Source organism: Nostoc sp., from assembly GCF_036917815.1.
GTDB lineage: Bacteria > Cyanobacteriota > Cyanobacteriia > Cyanobacteriales > Nostocaceae > Nostoc.
Genome location: NZ_JBALEK010000054.1, coordinates 1 through 15772, shown reverse-complemented (window position 1 = coordinate 15772; position 15772 = coordinate 1). Strand labels below are relative to the sequence as shown.

Sequence of the window (15772 nt, the reverse complement as noted above, 5' to 3'; positions counted from 1 at the left end):
TTGCTCTCCACGGAGAGGCTCAAATCCCCGACTTCTTGAAGAAGTCGGGGATATTTTTGTTCTGTAGAAAGGTGATAAACTAAATTAACCCTTGGAAAATAAAATGGGAGAATCGAGAATCTTCAACTGGATCAATAGCATAATCAACAGGGTATAAACTGTTGAAGAAATTAGACCCGTAAGTAATTCTTTTTTGAGGTTATGTTCTTGAGGTTCTTTTTGAAAAATGTCCTTAGAACCGAATTGCATCAAGAGAATTCCCACAATATTAGAGAGCCAGTACCCTATAATTGAACAAGGTAGAAGTAATTTTGGCGAAAGTAAACTACAAGCATACCCAAAACCATAAGCTATTGGCAGATTGAATAGTAGGTCATTCCACCAACAGAGGGGTGACAATAAATATCCCAGTACCAGAAAAAATCCACCTCGGAGTTTTTTGAAAATGTCTTTTTTGAACTCTTCTGGAGTAGACTGTTGTAATTGCTCCAGGGCTGTATCTCCTGTGACATTCAACTCTTGACTGACGTTTTGGAAACTTTCCATAGAAACCCGCTATTCATATCGGCTTAGTGTAGTTTAATATATAAACTAAGCCAAAGTCTAGTATCAGAAGTGATAAAATCGGAAAATGACAGATTTAACTCCAAATAGCACATTTTTAATAGCAGGAATTGTTTTTATAACGATTGCTGTGATCGGGCAATCTAAATTAGGTTTTATTGAAATTAATCCCGGTTGTTTTGGGAGATTATTGGCTCTATTTATTGGTATTTCGAGCCTATTATATGCTTTGGGATTACTTAATCTTTCAACCCAAAGCCTTGACTTATTAATAACTTCTCTGACGGAACAAATTAAACAGGGTATAAGTTCAATAAATAAGCTTTTGCAAGGTTAATAATAGGTCGAAAAAATTATTTCTGGGAGCATATCAATACTTTTGTTTTACAGCACTTTGCAAGTAAATGAAGTACACCCTTCCCTTGCTTGGGGCTACGGTGAATTACCCCCCTTAATCCCCCCGATATATTGGGGGGAAACAGCAGATATAGTTCCCTCCCCTTTATAAGGGGAGGGTTAGGGTGGGGTATTTTTGTACCTCAGTAACTCGCAATCTGCTGTAAGGGTAAAGGTTAATTTTACCCCTTAACCTTTGAAAATATTACTAATAATATGCTCCTACAAGACTGTAAATTAGACTAGAAAATACTAAGAAGGTAACAATTACATAGATAAATTCTCGCTGGAGTAGAAAAGCCAATAGGGAAATAAAAACGCGGATAATTGGAGTAGCAATTAGTAGTAATAGTCCGAGTTGAATAATACCGCGATCGCTACCTGATAAAACTGCATTAACTACACCTACTGGTAAGCGAAATTCTGATGACACTGCCTGAAAAAAGTGATATCCCGCAGGTTCAGCACCGTGATGAATCAAGTAGAGTATACCTCCCAGCAAAACAACAGCGCTAGATATCAAAACACCATATTTCATCAGGTTACTGAGCAAATATTCCAAATGCTGTTCACTTGATGTTTTGGTCAGATTCTTGTTAACATCAAGTGAGCAGCTATTAGGCAATTGCGCTACTGTGCTAGTGTGCGGCTCTTTTAATTGTTCGATATTAGAGTCTGAATCTTCCTGTGGTAAGGTTAGTGTCACCACTTCCCTATCTGGCTGTGCTAATAATGGCCAGCGAAAACTAGGATTAAATTTATACATTTTACAGCCCCCCTATTAAACTGTTGTAGACCATTTTCAAAGCCATTACCACCAGCACAACACTGAAAATAATTCTCAAACTCTCCGTTTTAGCGCCTGTAAGGACTCGTGCGCCCAAGAAAGCACCAGGTAATACCCCCAACATCACCGGCATAGATAGTCCCGGATCGATGTAGCCTCGTGCTAGGTAAACTCCAGTTGATGCTGCTGCTGTCACGCCGATCATAAAATTGCTAGTGGTGGTAGAAACTTTGAAGGGTAGACGCATGGCTTGATCCATAGCTAATACCTTGAATCCCCCGGAACCAATACCAAGCAATCCCGAAAGCACCCCAGCTATTAACATCACACCAAATCCCATTGGTACTGAATGAACTTGGTAAGACATCACTCCATCAGGAGTTGGATAACTGTTATTCAGTTTGAGATAATTTGCGATGGGATCTGCTACTTCATCTTCAGAGTGTTCGATTCTGGGTCTTTGTGAAATGTATGCTGAATAAATCAGGACGATCGCTAGCACGATAGTTAAGGCTTTCACAGAGACAAAAGTCGCGATCGTTGCGCCTGCGATCGCACCAATGGTTGTGGCTACTTCTAAAAACATTCCCAATCGTAAATTAGTATAGCCTTTTTTAATATAGGTAGATGCTGCACCCAAAGAAGTAGCGATTACAGATACCAGTGAAGCACCAACGGCATATCGAATATCAACGCCAAATACCGAAGTTAATAAGGGAACAATTACTACTCCACCGCCTAACCCAGTTAGCGCCCCTAACAAACCAGCGCTAAATGAACCAATCCAAATTAGTAATGAAAATTCTAAAATAGTCAAATTTAATTCCTCTCTTTTTATATGTATATCAAGATACCAAAATATTTTTTTATTACTGAAAAATTAATTTTCAAATTTACTACTGACTTATGGGTTAGCTTTTGAGTAAAATTTCCTCTTGACTAGTACAGTTCGGCGGAAATAGAGCAACCATTTAAAATTCCTAAAGAGCTTATTCCATAATACTTTTGACTTTTGACTTTTGACTTTTGACTTCCGCCTTGCGGTACTAGTCTCTAACTTCTACTTAACAGATATCGATATATCTCTAACTTAATGAATATATCTTTGGTTCTATTTCTAAAGATATATTTAATAATACCCAATGTATTTCATAGAATCAAGTATTAGTAAAAATCTGATCTTCCTTTTTATTCACTATGTATTTTAGGGTGTGTTAGAACGGAGTTCGGAACGCACCATGATCGAGGGCTTGGTGCTGTACTCTCGGCGATAAGGCACCCTACGCATCTTTTCAGAAATTAAACCGGATTCCTATATCTAAATATATAAAGACAATTTGATGTGACATTCTTACTTAAAAGATAAATGTATTAAATCGACTAAAGGTAATATTTTCAAAATGCGGTTGAAATGGTAAGGTAAGAATTAAAGTTGATGCTCGATAAAAACGAAGTATTACCGCAAGAATTTTTTACCAAAAATCAATATTTAATATTAGTTATAATGTTGAGAATACGGTTTAAATAGCTAAATGCTGGAATTTGTAAAAAATTAGGACAAAAAAATGAAAAGTTTCAGATACATTTTGATGGTAGTTGTATTATTCACAAGTTTAGTATTTGCTCAACCTTCCTTAGCCGATCGCCCACAATATAGCAAAAACCCTGATTATATAACGCTGACTCAAGAATTGAATAATTTGAAAACTGCGGAAAAAACCCAAACTCAATTAGAAGGTTATACCCCAGAGCAAATCGACCGGAAAATCAACGAATTAGAGTTACAACAATATGCTTTTGAGTCAGGAATCGACTGGGGTCAGTGCAGTAATCAAACAGGAAAGACTCTAGCTATCTACGGTCCAGAACCAAATATTGAGGATGACGAATATTCCGAGGGGGCTGCACTGTATTTTCTAGGGAATGGTCAGACAACTAAAGATAGATGGAATTGCAAGGGAGTTTATCTACCAAATGACGCTAAATCCCTGACTTTGGGAATAGACGAACAAGGGCAGGAATCACCAGGTGGTTTTGTGATTAAGGTTCCCAATGGAACTAACTTAGTTTTGAAGACAAATCCAGATACAGGGGTGATTGAATTCAATCAAGCTGGTACTAAAATCTTGAAACCCGGCGAAGTGAATTGGTTTATCCCGAACGTATCGCAAGAAATTGTAGATGCACAAGTTACCAATGCACCTACTAATAAAGCGTAGAAGAGATATATAGGAATTAATCTAGATTTAGATCCCCAATTTCTTGAAGAAGTCGGGGATATGGGCAGAAACTTTTGTTTAAGTAAGTACCATTCCACCCTACTAGTACAGCACGGCGGAAATAAACCACCCATTGAAAATCAATGAAACGCTGACGCTGTATACCTAGTTTGAATTCCGCCTTGCGGTACTAGTAGTCCGTCAAGAACTAATTGACGGGTATTAATTTAGTTCGTAGTTGCGCTTTAGCGCTAAAGCGCAACTACGAACCCCTCAAAACTAGCTTGACAAACTACTAGTCTGTCAAGTTTAAATTGATGGATCAGCAATTTTTTAGTAAGGACTTGAGTGCTTAGAAAATAAGGACTAAAGTCCTTACTACAAACCTTTAAAACTAACTTGACAAAGTACTACATACATAATGTTAATCTTCAGTTATCAACTTTCTTTCTTCAGGGAGTAAGGTAGTTTCATCTTCAGGGCGATCGCCATCTAGAGATTGGGTTTTAGTTATATACGGTTTGATAATGAGACTGACACCAATTGTCCAACCTAATGCAACCATCCAACCCGCGAGAATATCACTGGGAAAGTGAACCCCCAAATAAAGACGACACCACGCAATAGCTATTACATATAAGCTGCCGAATATGAGAACCAACCAGCGCCAGGAGCTAGCCCAAGTTAAGAATAACAAAATTGCTACTAGAGTTATACTGGTCATGGCATGAGCGCTGGGAAATGCAAAACTAGACTCAGGTGCAATAGACTGCCACAATTGTGGACGCACTCGATGCATTAATTCCTTAGCGGCGCGGTTGATGATAATGCTTCCCACTGAGGCCGTGAGTAAATAAGCTAGCGATCGCCAGCGTTTTTGAAGTAGTAAGATGAGTGCGATCGTACCCAAAATCGGTATCGCCGTCCAAGGCAACCCAATTATAGCCAGCGTCACTGCTAAAACATCTAATTGTGGGTTGGCTGTAGAATGAACTGCTAACAGAATCGGCACATCCCACGGTAAGCCTGCTTGATTCTCCCAGATATTCACTGTCAGGATTTCAAAGACCTGCAAAGGTAAATATACTCCGATCAAGAGGAGTAATAGCGATCGCCAACGAGCAATCAACAGGTTTTGCAGAAAAGAGAGAGGTGACTGACTCTCTTGATTGGCTATTTTCACTTTTTCCATATTTAAATTAAAAGTTTACTTGATACCTAAACAATCAAATTTTTAGCAATTTATTGCTGGCTAAATTTCTGAATTTCACCATAGGCACGGTAGAAACCACCGCGTGCCGATTCGCGTACTTCTTGAACAAGATAGCGCTCACCTTCAGTACGAATATCTTTAGGAAATTGCACTTTCCAACTTGAATTATATCCTGGGGAAACAACACGAACTCTTAGTTGAGTGCCTTCTCGAAAACACTCAACAACTACTCCAGAGCTTGTGTTTGTTGCTGTTTCCAGAACAGCAGAAGGTTTAGCTCCTTCACCCTTTGGTGCTTTAAAAATAGTTGCTTCAGGAACTGTTCCAGCTTGAGCGGCGGCAATGGCAGTTTCACTAGCATCAATACAAGCTAGAGTGCCATCAGTTGTAACAATGTAAATGCGATCGTCGAAAAACTGCATAGACAAAGCCGAGCCGCAACTAGTAGCAAGCTTCCACAGACGTTCACCTGCCTGATTGAAGCAATAAATTGAAGAACTGTTATCACCAGCAAACACATACTGCCCATTGAGTGCAGTCGCACAAGAGTAAACTGCCGCATCACAGTTGTAAATTGAACCAACCTTACCCTTCTTGCTAAAGCTATAAACTTTATTATCGCTTGTGCCGGCGTAAACAATTGACGCTTCCTGCCAGCCAAATAGTACGCTACCTTGAGTTTTTTGATGCCACACTACTCGACCTTCTTTTTGATCGTACATCGTCACGCCTTTGCTATGACCGTGATAGACACCGGATTCATCACAACGTACCATCCAGCCAGAATCACCCTGACTCAAACGAGTCCACTGTGATTCCTCATCATGATCGATTGTCGTCACACCGCCGTTAGCATCAGAAACTGCCAACAAACCATCTTTGATATCTAACCAAAAAATATCCACCTGATCGTCAATCTTGTAAGTCAAACGTGGTAACTTACCAGTTAAGTCGTAGACATTGCCATCATCACAGCCAGCATAAATCCAAATATCATCAGCAACTAAACATTTGACCCCATCAGGAAGTTTAAACTGATTGATAACTTGACCCTGATGATTTAAAGCAAAAATCTGACCTGCTTGATTACCTACCCAGCAACGTTTAGCATCAATAAAAATCCCAAAAGCAGCAGAGGTAGAAGCAAATTTCCACACAATGGGGGCTTGTTTTGCTGTTGAAGTGGTACTGCTGATTTCGCGGCGTGTCACAGGACGCTTTTGACGAACACCTAAAATCGCTACTTCATAACCTTTACCCAGCTTTTCTTTAATTTTCTTACTTGCTTCTGCTTTAGCTTTGTCCGAAGTAGGATAAGTTTTTGTCTGAGTTTGTCCTAAGTCACCAATACGACCATAGCGTATAGTTAATTCACTATCATTAACTATAACTTCATAGAATTTATGAGAGCCTCCATTCACTTCTGAAAGCTCTAAATATGTTTTTTCTTCAGGCATAAAATTCTCTGATCATAAAACGGCTAATGTCAGTTTACTTAGTATTTCAGGACTTATGCAACTGGCACATAGTCCGCGAAAATGCGTAGCTTGCCGTCGTCAGCATCGCCCTACTTAGTGCAAACGCATTATTAGACCTCTTGCAAAAATAAATTATGGTAAAATGGGTAACTTTAAAAATTTGCTTTCTATCTCTATCAGACATCCCAATGAGGTAACAAAAGTTATCCGTATAGATTCTGATATGGATTTTTTCTAAAACCCTTAAGCTTACCACAAAATAATTATGCAAGAGGTCTATTAATGATCAGAAAGTGATTTATGACTCAATACGCTTGGGTTAAGGAAAATTGTAGGTTGGGTTATGAAAAGAGTGGCAAGGGGCGCATAGCTAGCTATACGCCCCTACTGAAAATCTATTTAGCCGCGAAGTAGGCTTCTAGTGCCTCAGAACCACCAATTAATTTACCATCGATAAACACTTGGGGAACTGTTGTCGCACCTGTAACCGCTCGTAAAGAGCGTGTGGTGATATCCTTACCCAAGGTAATTTCTTCGTAGTTAATGCCATGTTCCTTGAGCATCGCCTTAGCACGCGCACAGAAGGGACAACCAACTTTTGCAAACAGGGAAACTAGTTCGGGCTTCACTGCTTGGGGGTTGATGTATCTGAGCATTGTCTCAGCATCGGACACCTTAAAGGGATCTCCTGGCTCCTCTGGCTCAATAAACATCTGGTTAATTACACCATCTTTCACCAGCATAGAATAGCGCCACGAGCGCTTGCCAAACCCCAAGTCTGATTTATCTACCAGGAGACCCATACCTTCAGTAAATTCACCATTTCCATCGGGAATTAGTGTAACATTTTCTGCTTCTTGATCCTTTGCCCACTCGTTCATCACAAAGGTATCATTGACAGAAATACAGATAATGTCATCGACACCATTTTCTTTGAAAACCGGAGCCAACTCGTTGTATCCAGGAAGATGGGTTGATGAACAAGTGGGTGTATAAGCACCTGGCAAAGAGAAGACAACCACTGTCTTATTAGCAAATAGATCATCGGTTGTCACATCCGCCCACTCGTTGTTATTACGAGTATGAAAAGTGACGTTGGGAACTCTTTGTCCTTGGCGATTGGGCAACATAATTTTGCTTCCTGAAGTAATCAATTCCAGTCATAACCTATCATGGAAGAACTAGTACAATGTAATTATCAATCAGCTAAAAAACTTCATTAATAAAGGTTGCGATCGCTGCGACAAATTCGGCGGTTGATTCATAAGGTAAAACATTACGCCCATTTATTTTTATACCTCGACCTTGAGGCAAACAGGCTAAGTAGTGAGCCAAGCGTTCATCTGGGGTTTCTTTTTTATTGTCTTGGCTAATACTTGATGCAGTTTCCCCCATAACCGCTAATGTTGGTTGCTGAATGGAGGCAATAAAACTAGTATAATCATCTCGCCAAAACCCTGCTAAAAAAGAAAACACCGCATGGCGACTAGCAGGGTTTTCTGCACCTGCAACTAATGTATTCAACCACTCTACATCCACAGTATTCTCAGAAGCAAAGAGTTGACGAATCGAGAAAGAACGTAAAAATTTTGGGGTGCGTGCATAGCGATAAAAAGCACTGCCAAAAGGCGAATCTAATACATTCCAAAGGAATTTTTCTTGCCATTCTGGTGATTTATTTGTCATCAAAGCCCACGTTGGAGGCGCAGAGAGTACAAGTCTGGAAATTAAGTTTGATTCCTTTTGAACTAATGCGAGCGCAACTGGTAATAAAGCACCTTGTACAACTACAATCACAGGCTTTTGTACTACTGTTTGTAAAAAGTACTGTAACTGTTCTGCCCAATCATTAGGAGTATAAGCCAGATGAGGCATATCACTCTCACCACATCCTAGTAAATCAGGGTTGTAAATGGAATTAGGCTGACCTGCATTATACCATTTGCGACAAAATCGTTGCCAAAATTGCCGCGACAATCCCACGCCAATGGGATGAATTAAAAGTAAGGGAATGCCCTCAGATGTTGCATTAATTGGTTGATGAACTTCGTAAGCACAACGATAATTCTGCCAACTGTAAAACTGGCTAGGAAATGCTGTCAAATTGTTCGTGTTAGCTACAGCAGATGGTTGCATAATTCCTAGTTTTTAATCCGTGCTAAAAAATTATCTGTGGATGAATCAACTTGTATCCAGCCTCTTTGAGCTTTTCATTAGATACCCAAGCATTATATGGGCGAGTATTCTTAATAGAAGTATCCCATTTTACTTTGGGTAAATTATGTTTTTCAAATAAGCTATCTAGCAAGTCTCGGCTGGTGAGATGTGCATCATCTACTAGATTGTAAATCCCTTGCAAACGATGGTGACGGGCAAATTCTATCGCAGCAACAATATCATCTAGATGAATCCAATTTGTGATATCCTCTCCATTCCCCGGACGGGTTTCACCAGAATATCTACTAAATATTTTCACCAGTTCCCTGCCAGTCCCATAAATCCCTCCTAAGCGGAAGATACAAACGCGGAGATTTTCGTTAGATGCTGATAGCAATACATCCTCTGTTTTTCGGAGAATTTGTGCATTTAAATTAGCGGGTGCAAGGGGTGTTTCTTCATCTACCCATACACCATTTCTATCACCATACACGGCATAACTACCTGTGTATATTAATTGTTTTACACTCTTAATCTGCTGCAAGGATGAAACTAAAGCTTGGGCAGTTTGTAGATAAGTTTCTTCATAAACTTCTCCACCTTTTGCACCAACACTCAAAAGTACAACATCTTGATTGTGCAAAACTGATTTTAGACTATCTAGGTCATTACCGCAGGTAACTAAAACTCGTTGGGATACTGATTGTAGTGCAGGGACACGCTCAGGGGAAGTTGTGGTTACACTGACAACAAAATTCATCTTTTGCTGCCAATATTGAGCGACTTTATAACCAACATAACCGCAACCAATAATTGCAACGTTCATGACAAATTAGACACAAATAAATTAAACTACTCATTGAGACAATGTTCTCAATTAAGAAACTGGACGTAAATAAATTTAACAGCCCCAAGCTCACAGTCTATAGTTAATAGTACGGAAAATTCTACCTAATGACCAATGACTAATGACTAATGACTATTTTGCCAATTCTTTCTCAATTGTGTCAATTATCTCTGGTGAATTTGGCTCGACACTACTATTAAATCTAGCTACCACTTCACCTTGCTTATTAACTAAAAATTTTTCAAAGTTCCAAGCAACAGTTCCCGTTGGCTCAACGGCTTTGGTAAGTCGCTCATAAAGTGGGTGTTGCTGTGAGCCTTTGGCATGAACTTTATCGAATAGTTCAAAGGTAACACTATATTTACTCGTGCAGAATTGCACAATTTCTTCGTTGCTTCCTGGTTCCTGCGCTCCAAAATCGTTACAAGGGAACCCCAAAATACGTAATCCTGCTTCCCCATACTTCTGGTTCAACTTTTCTAACCCCTCATATTGAGAAGTATAACCGCAGTAGGAAGCCACATTCACAATTAAAAGTACCTTCCCGATATAGTCGTTTAATTGCTTATGTTCACCGTTGATAGTTTTGACTGCAATATCCGAAATTGTCTTATTCATCTTAAATCTGATTTATAAGGAATATTACTAAGTCTCCCATATTACAGGTACTCTAAACCCAGTTTCTTTAAGGAAATTAGCTTTTTTAGCCTTTAAGATAGCGATCGCCTCTGACTATACACTTACCTGCGTGATAACTCTTCTATAAATAAGTCGAGTAATCCTCTATCTTAGGATAGGTCTTGGAAATCTGCGTTGCTTTTGATATAATTTTTTCTAGCAGAGACGAATTAACGCACCTTTAAAGTAACAAGCAATTAACTTTTCGTATAAAAATTTAATAATATTCATAATTGCCCGATCCTGATATCGGAAAATACCTAGCTATAAGGAATACAGTTGTTTGATATATTGCATTAATATCTATGCTTCATAGGAGAATTCAAAAAAATGGTTTATTGTCTGAATGGTTCGCTAGCAGGATTAGTGGCAATTACCACTCCTTGAGCTGATGTTGCACCTTGGGCTTCGGTTTTGATTGGGTTAACAGGTGGTATTTTGGTGACTCTGGGAGTGGATTTGATTGAGTCACTCCACATTGATGACCCGGTGGGGGCATTTGCCGTACACGGGATGAACGGGATGATGGGTACTCTCTCCGTTGGTTTCTTAGGTCAATCAGAACTCACTCTCAACAAAAAGGCAGGGTTATTTTTAGGTGGTGGCTTTGATTTATTAGGTGTACAACTTTTAGGCGTGGTGGCGATCGCAGTTTTACCGTCGTCTTCACCTTTTTGATGTTTGGTGGTCTAAAAGCACTGGGACGCTTACGTGTCGATCCCGAAGCCGATCGCGTTGGTATCGATATTTATGAACATGGCGCGTCAGTATGGCCTGATGTTTCTGCGATCGAAGTAAGTGTTTAACCGAACCTGATATTACAACTCCCTACCGTATTTTTTTTGGCGATCGCAGCGCAACCTTTTTAGTGTTCTTCATGAACGCTGGTTTTTGGATCTTATAAATCGGCAGAATGCTTGCGAGTATTGACCGAATAATGTCACTATGAATCCGCGTGATCTGAATATAGCGCTTCTCTGTTGAGTGCAATACAGACCTAACAAGAACAGCCCCAACCCTTGTAGCGTTGGGGAGCAAGATTCAAAGCCTTTCTCCTAAAAGGAGAGAGGTCAAAGTGTATTGCATCCATTCGAGAACCGCTATAAAAACTTAGTTTCAGCAAAATTTCTTTTATCGTGTGAAAATTTTATGGTTAAAGGCTTGAGAGTTAGTATCCTGCTATTGGCAGTTCTAGGAAATCTGTCCTGGTCATTTAGTGCCAAGGCAAATTTCAACGGCAAACTCACCGTGGAAATTGATGGCTTGAAGAATAAAGAAGGACAAGTCTGTGCCAGTTTATTTGGTAGCAGTGAAGGATTTCCTAGCGATGGCGATCGCGTCTTACAAAAGCAGTGTATCAAGATTACTGACATTCCCTTAACCATCACCTTTGAGAACTTGAAAGCAGGTAGTTACGCCGTTGCTGTCTTCCACGATCAAAATAATGACCGCATTCTCAATACCAATATTTTGGGTATCCCAAAGGAAGGCTTTGGATTTTCCAGAAACCCAGAAGTCCGCACCAGAGCGCCCAAATTTGGCGAAGCAGCTTTTTTGGTCGCAGGCCCGGACACCGATATCCAAATCCAGTTGAAATATTTTTAGGCTGACAGCAGACTCTAACTTGGTGAAATACACAACTAGACATCAAAGCCAGATATAAATGTGACTTTACTCATAACTCTGACAATTTGAGATTTTGGATTTTGGATTGAATGAAAAATCTAAAATCCAAAACTGAATCAATTCTGCTCTATTTGCGAATCGTCGTGTGGATCTTCTGGTAGAGTTTGTTGTTCCGGGAAGCCACGCATTCGATTCATCTGAGTTAAAGCATATCGTGCTGTTGCTTGAACTTCGGCATCTGGGTCTTCTAGTGCATGGCGTAACATTTGACTCATTTGACCCATCATATCATAAACGCGCGTCAGGTCGCGGATTGCATTTTGCCGCACTTGTGGACTTTCATCTTGGATTGAAATTGCTAAAGCACGGTGCATCGGTTTGAGTGTGCGGGTGCCAATTTCTGCCAAAGCTGCCAAAATTAAACTGCTTTCTTGAGAATCAGCATCAATCATCAGCTCAACCAGATGCTGAATTGCCCGCGAATCTCCCTGCTGACCCAAATCCCAAATAGCCTTGCGCCGCTTTATGGGGTCAGAACTGTGTAAGTCTTGAATTAGTTCTTCAACGATATTGAGTTTAGCAAGACGGGAAGTTTTTTCTGGTAGCAGCAATTGTGTGGCGAGTGGTGGCGTAGCTGTTTGTGGATTAGTTGCTGCCTCTGGCAAGGCTAGTCTAATCGGCTCTTTGTTAGCTTCAATCAAAGTTTTATTATCTAATATTTCGGACTTTTTAACTTGTTTGACCTGACGAAACCACCTCAACAGGTACAAAACTGCGCCAATACTTCCTAGAACTCCAATGGTAAATATTAACCACCAGACAAAACCTCTCTCGGTTGGCTTGGGTTTTGCAGTTGGTTTAGAAGTCGGAGCCGGATGTCTGACTATTGGAGAGGTGACAATCTGATTTTTCTTTTTGGCAGCCACAGCTGCTTGCAGTCTCTCCCTAGTGGTCAAACCCGTAAGACCATCTACTTTTAAACCTTTTGCTTTCTGGAATTTAGCTACAGCAATTTCTGTACTGACGTTGTACTGTCCATCTATCACACCACTGTAGTATCCCAACTGCTTTAATTGGGTTTGTAGCTTTTGCACATCTGATTTTCGACTACCATATCTCAAAACAGCCGGACTAGTATTAACTCTCGAACTAGCTTGTGCAAGTTCTAAAATTTCAGGTGCTAGCTTAGGTGTGGCTGCGCTTGAGCGATTTGGGTAAAAACCCACGCAAGAAAAACAGGTAAATATCAGAATTGAGGAACGGCATAGCCTCATATTGCAACTTTCAGCCTGAACGTTCTTTTAAAGTGTTCAATACCACAATAACTTCTAGATTACCAAATGTTAACTGTCATTTGTCAATTGGGCATTGGGCATTGGGAAAGAGGAGGCAGGAGGCAGGAGGCAGAAATAAATTCTTTAATTTTGAATTTTGAATTTTGAATTTTGAATTAATTTCTCCCGTTTAACTAAATTAGGGTAAAATTTCTGGTTCAGATTCTCTGACTGCTATGCTGATGGGGTTCAATTTTTTAGCAGATACTTCTAAAACTGGTTGCTGTATATTAGCTATTTCGCCGACAGTAATTGTGTCCTTTTGTCCTGCTAAAGTATCACGTTGGTTAATGAGATAAATGCTGATTAAAGTGAGAAATACTCCTACCCACTGCAACGGACTAAGGACTTCTGAGAGGAAGAGATTGCCGAATAGTAGGGCAAATACGGGTGTAAGGAAGGTGAGGGAACTAAGACTCGTGAGACTGCCACTAGAGGCAAAGTAGAAAAATAATCCGTAGGCGATCGCACTCCCAAATACGGTAGCATAACCCAAAGCTACTAAATCAGATCCTCCCAGATTCTCCCACTGCTGGGATTCGACAACTGACGAAATTCCCCATAGTGGCAATCCGCCCAAAATCATGTGCCATCCTGTAGCTGTTACTGGGTCAGCATGTCGGCACACAAACCGAATTAACACTGTTCCCACTGCCATTGATAGCGCGGCTAACAGCATCAACCATTCGCCACTAGCAAACAAATCTTGCCAGTTACCAATTGTGATATTTGCGCCTGAATCAAGAAGTTGAAAAATCCACTCATCAGGTAAGCCAATTAAACTAATACCTGTGACACCCAAGCCTAGCCCCAGCCATCCCCAAAAACCAATATGTTCTTGGAATAGCCACAACGACAGCAAGGCAACAGCCAAGGGTTGGGAGTCAATCATCACAGACCCTAACCCTGCACTAGTTTTGACTAATCCCTCTGCCAAAAAGCCTTGAAACAGCGTTCCATCTATTAGAGCAAATAAGGCAATCCACAGCCATGCAGCCCAACCCTTCGGCTGGGGTTTACCCATAAATGCTGCTGCAATCAGAATTAACATCCCTGCTGGGATCAAACGCACACCCGCCATGAATAGCGGTGTGGTATGGGGTATCACTCCTTTCATGGCTACCATTGCCGTCCCCCATAGGAAAAAGGGGGCAATTAACAGCATAGGGGCGAAGGGAAGTTGAGATGCACTGAGTTTCAGTTGCATGGGTTTGCTGATATCTTTGTTTAACAAGCGCAAAAATTGCTTTACACAATTTTACCGAATTATGTAGTTTTGCGATTGCGTTGCGTGGATTTAGGGGGATTTAAACGTTTTGCTACTTTCAAACATCCTCTAAGGATACAGGAGAGCCTTGCTGATAATATCTTTGCTGGCTATCTCCCAAAATGAGAAGACTCCCTATCAGTGACGCACATCGCCAAAATAGACCTAAATTAAAGATTTTGCTAATGGCTGTTGATTCTGTAGTTTTCAGGCTGACAAGTGGGAATTTTAGGAAGAGGGCAAACTCCCCAAAACTGAGTCAGCATAATAGCCAGCACTTGAGGTTTCGAGCAAGGAATGAAAATTAGTCAAAAATTAATTTCGGGTATTCTCGGAATGGCTACTCTCTCAGCAAGTATTGGTGCGATTAGTGCCCATCAACAATTGAATATAGCTAAGTATTTTGCCCAAAAAGAGGCTGAAGAAGTTGCTGGACTACTGGGATATTTTGTCAGTTATGAGCTTGAATACCATCAAATGCGATCGCAATACCTATCGGTAAAAATCAGCGTAAGTGTTTTTCAGCCCCTAAGAGGATGTTTGAAAAGTTTTTTGTATACGCCTAACCCTTGGAGATCCCCCTAAATCCATGCCACTTGCTCTACTTGGGGAGACCCCAAGTAGAGCAAGTGGCTCCCCTTAAAAAGCAGGGCTGTTTCATTCGTTCAGATCAGAATTTTGTCAAGAGTATCAACCAGAAAATTTAGTGAGTTGGTAATCGAAAAATTACTGTTTCAATCGGTAAATTTAAGTGCGATCGCCTGGTTTTTGACCCAATTAGAGTGTTTAAAAACCTGATTTTTTTGACTGATACGCTTGTAAATTAAGGTCTTTTAGGGAATGAATCAGCCCTGCCTTAAAAAGGGGGGACTTTGATTCCGGTTCCCCCTTTTTTAAGGCAGGGCTGATTCATTCCCCAAAGAGCTTGAAAAATCAAGGGTTATAGCAATTAAAAATTGGTTATTTTGTTACCAGCGTGCCGAGAAAATAAACTATTTTACTGATACTTAAGTGCTTAAATGTTCATCTCCTCGTCACGCTTACTTACAATTTTCTCGCTAACCATCTTGACAAATCCTGTTTGAAATGGAATGAATCAGCCCTGCTTTTTTAAGCTATCCATTATAAACATCTTTCTTAACAGAAAATTTGACAGAAGTAAGGAGTTATGCAGTAGAGGAGGAAGAAAAAAATCAGCAATGATGC

The 15772-nt window shown here is 40.3% G+C and carries 15 protein-coding genes and 1 pseudogene; 5 read left to right on the top strand and 11 right to left on the bottom strand.

All coding sequences use genetic code 11. From position 1 onward, the window contains the following. Nucleotides 1–84: 84 nt before the first annotated feature. Nucleotides 85–546: a hypothetical protein gene (locus V7K97_RS15640; RefSeq protein WP_334801951.1), complete on the bottom strand. Its 462-nt coding sequence runs from the start codon at nucleotides 544–546 to the stop codon at nucleotides 85–87. Between the two features lie 85 nt (nucleotides 547–631). On the opposite strand from V7K97_RS15640, the gene V7K97_RS15635 reads away from it, so the two are divergent. Further along, the gene (locus V7K97_RS15635) at nucleotides 632–901 is read left to right on the top strand and encodes a hypothetical protein (RefSeq protein WP_334801950.1); all 270 of its coding nucleotides are present in this window, start codon (nucleotides 632–634) and stop codon (nucleotides 899–901) included. Between the two features lie 267 nt (nucleotides 902–1168). Here the strand turns inward: V7K97_RS15635 and V7K97_RS15630 are convergent, their stop codons facing one another. After that, on the bottom strand, nucleotides 1169–1726 hold the full coding sequence (locus V7K97_RS15630; RefSeq protein WP_334801949.1) for a DUF1634 domain-containing protein: 558 nt from the start codon (nucleotides 1724–1726) through the stop codon (nucleotides 1169–1171). Nucleotide 1727: 1 nt separating this feature from the next. After that, on the bottom strand, nucleotides 1728–2564 hold the full coding sequence (locus V7K97_RS15625; protein WP_334801948.1) for a sulfite exporter TauE/SafE family protein: 837 nt from the start codon (nucleotides 2562–2564) through the stop codon (nucleotides 1728–1730). Nucleotides 2565–3312: 748 nt separating this feature from the next. Here V7K97_RS15625 and V7K97_RS15620 point away from each other — a divergent pair. After that, nucleotides 3313–3966 carry a hypothetical protein gene (locus V7K97_RS15620; RefSeq protein WP_334801947.1) on the top strand — a complete coding sequence of 218 codons (654 nt, stop codon included), beginning with the start codon at nucleotides 3313–3315 and terminating at the stop codon, nucleotides 3964–3966. A 424-nt stretch (nucleotides 3967–4390) separates the two neighbouring features. On the opposite strand, the gene V7K97_RS15615 is transcribed toward V7K97_RS15620, so the two are convergent. From V7K97_RS15615 to V7K97_RS15590, 6 genes are all read right to left on the bottom strand, one after another. Beyond that, nucleotides 4391–5158: a phosphatase PAP2 family protein gene (locus V7K97_RS15615; RefSeq protein WP_334801946.1), complete on the bottom strand. Its 768-nt coding sequence runs from the start codon at nucleotides 5156–5158 to the stop codon at nucleotides 4391–4393. Nucleotides 5159–5208: 50 nt separating this feature from the next. Then, nucleotides 5209–6636 (bottom strand): WGR domain-containing protein, encoded by a 1428-nt coding sequence (locus V7K97_RS15610; protein ID WP_334801945.1) that lies wholly within the window; start codon nucleotides 6634–6636, stop codon nucleotides 5209–5211. A gap of 416 nt (nucleotides 6637–7052) precedes the next feature. Further along, nucleotides 7053–7787, bottom strand: a complete 735-nt coding sequence (locus tag V7K97_RS15605) for a redoxin family protein (RefSeq protein ID WP_334801944.1) — start codon at nucleotides 7785–7787, stop codon at nucleotides 7053–7055. A 76-nt stretch (nucleotides 7788–7863) separates the two neighbouring features. After that, nucleotides 7864–8793: an alpha/beta fold hydrolase gene (locus tag V7K97_RS15600; protein WP_334801943.1), complete on the bottom strand. Its 930-nt coding sequence runs from the start codon at nucleotides 8791–8793 to the stop codon at nucleotides 7864–7866. Nucleotides 8794–8815: 22 nt separating this feature from the next. Then, the gene (locus V7K97_RS15595) at nucleotides 8816–9640 is read right to left on the bottom strand and encodes an SDR family oxidoreductase (RefSeq protein WP_334801942.1); all 825 of its coding nucleotides are present in this window, start codon (nucleotides 9638–9640) and stop codon (nucleotides 8816–8818) included. A 153-nt stretch (nucleotides 9641–9793) separates the two neighbouring features. Continuing rightward, nucleotides 9794–10279: a glutathione peroxidase gene (locus V7K97_RS15590; protein WP_334801941.1), complete on the bottom strand. Its 486-nt coding sequence runs from the start codon at nucleotides 10277–10279 to the stop codon at nucleotides 9794–9796. Nucleotides 10280–10669: 390 nt separating this feature from the next. On the opposite strand from V7K97_RS15590, the pseudogene V7K97_RS15585 reads away from it, so the two are divergent. Together V7K97_RS15585 and V7K97_RS15580 are read left to right on the top strand one after the other, a co-directional pair. Further along, nucleotides 10670–11145: pseudogene (locus tag V7K97_RS15585) on the top strand (ammonium transporter); the annotation flags it as partial. A 343-nt stretch (nucleotides 11146–11488) separates the two neighbouring features. Next, complete coding sequence (locus V7K97_RS15580) at nucleotides 11489–11944, top strand: DUF2141 domain-containing protein (RefSeq protein WP_334801940.1); 456 nt, start codon at nucleotides 11489–11491, stop codon at nucleotides 11942–11944. A gap of 137 nt (nucleotides 11945–12081) precedes the next feature. On the opposite strand, the gene V7K97_RS15575 is transcribed toward V7K97_RS15580, so the two are convergent. Both V7K97_RS15575 and V7K97_RS15570 read right to left on the bottom strand, forming a co-directional pair. Then, nucleotides 12082–13239 (bottom strand): peptidoglycan-binding protein, encoded by a 1158-nt coding sequence (locus tag V7K97_RS15575; RefSeq protein WP_334801939.1) that lies wholly within the window; start codon nucleotides 13237–13239, stop codon nucleotides 12082–12084. A gap of 199 nt (nucleotides 13240–13438) precedes the next feature. After that, nucleotides 13439–14506, bottom strand: coding sequence for a DMT family transporter (locus tag V7K97_RS15570; protein ID WP_334801938.1), 1068 nt, complete (start codon nucleotides 14504–14506; stop codon nucleotides 13439–13441). Nucleotides 14507–14863: 357 nt separating this feature from the next. Between V7K97_RS15570 and V7K97_RS15565 the strand changes: the two genes are divergently transcribed. Beyond that, nucleotides 14864–15151, top strand: coding sequence for a hypothetical protein (locus tag V7K97_RS15565; protein WP_334801937.1), 288 nt, complete (start codon nucleotides 14864–14866; stop codon nucleotides 15149–15151). Nucleotides 15152–15772: the final 621 nt, after the last annotated feature.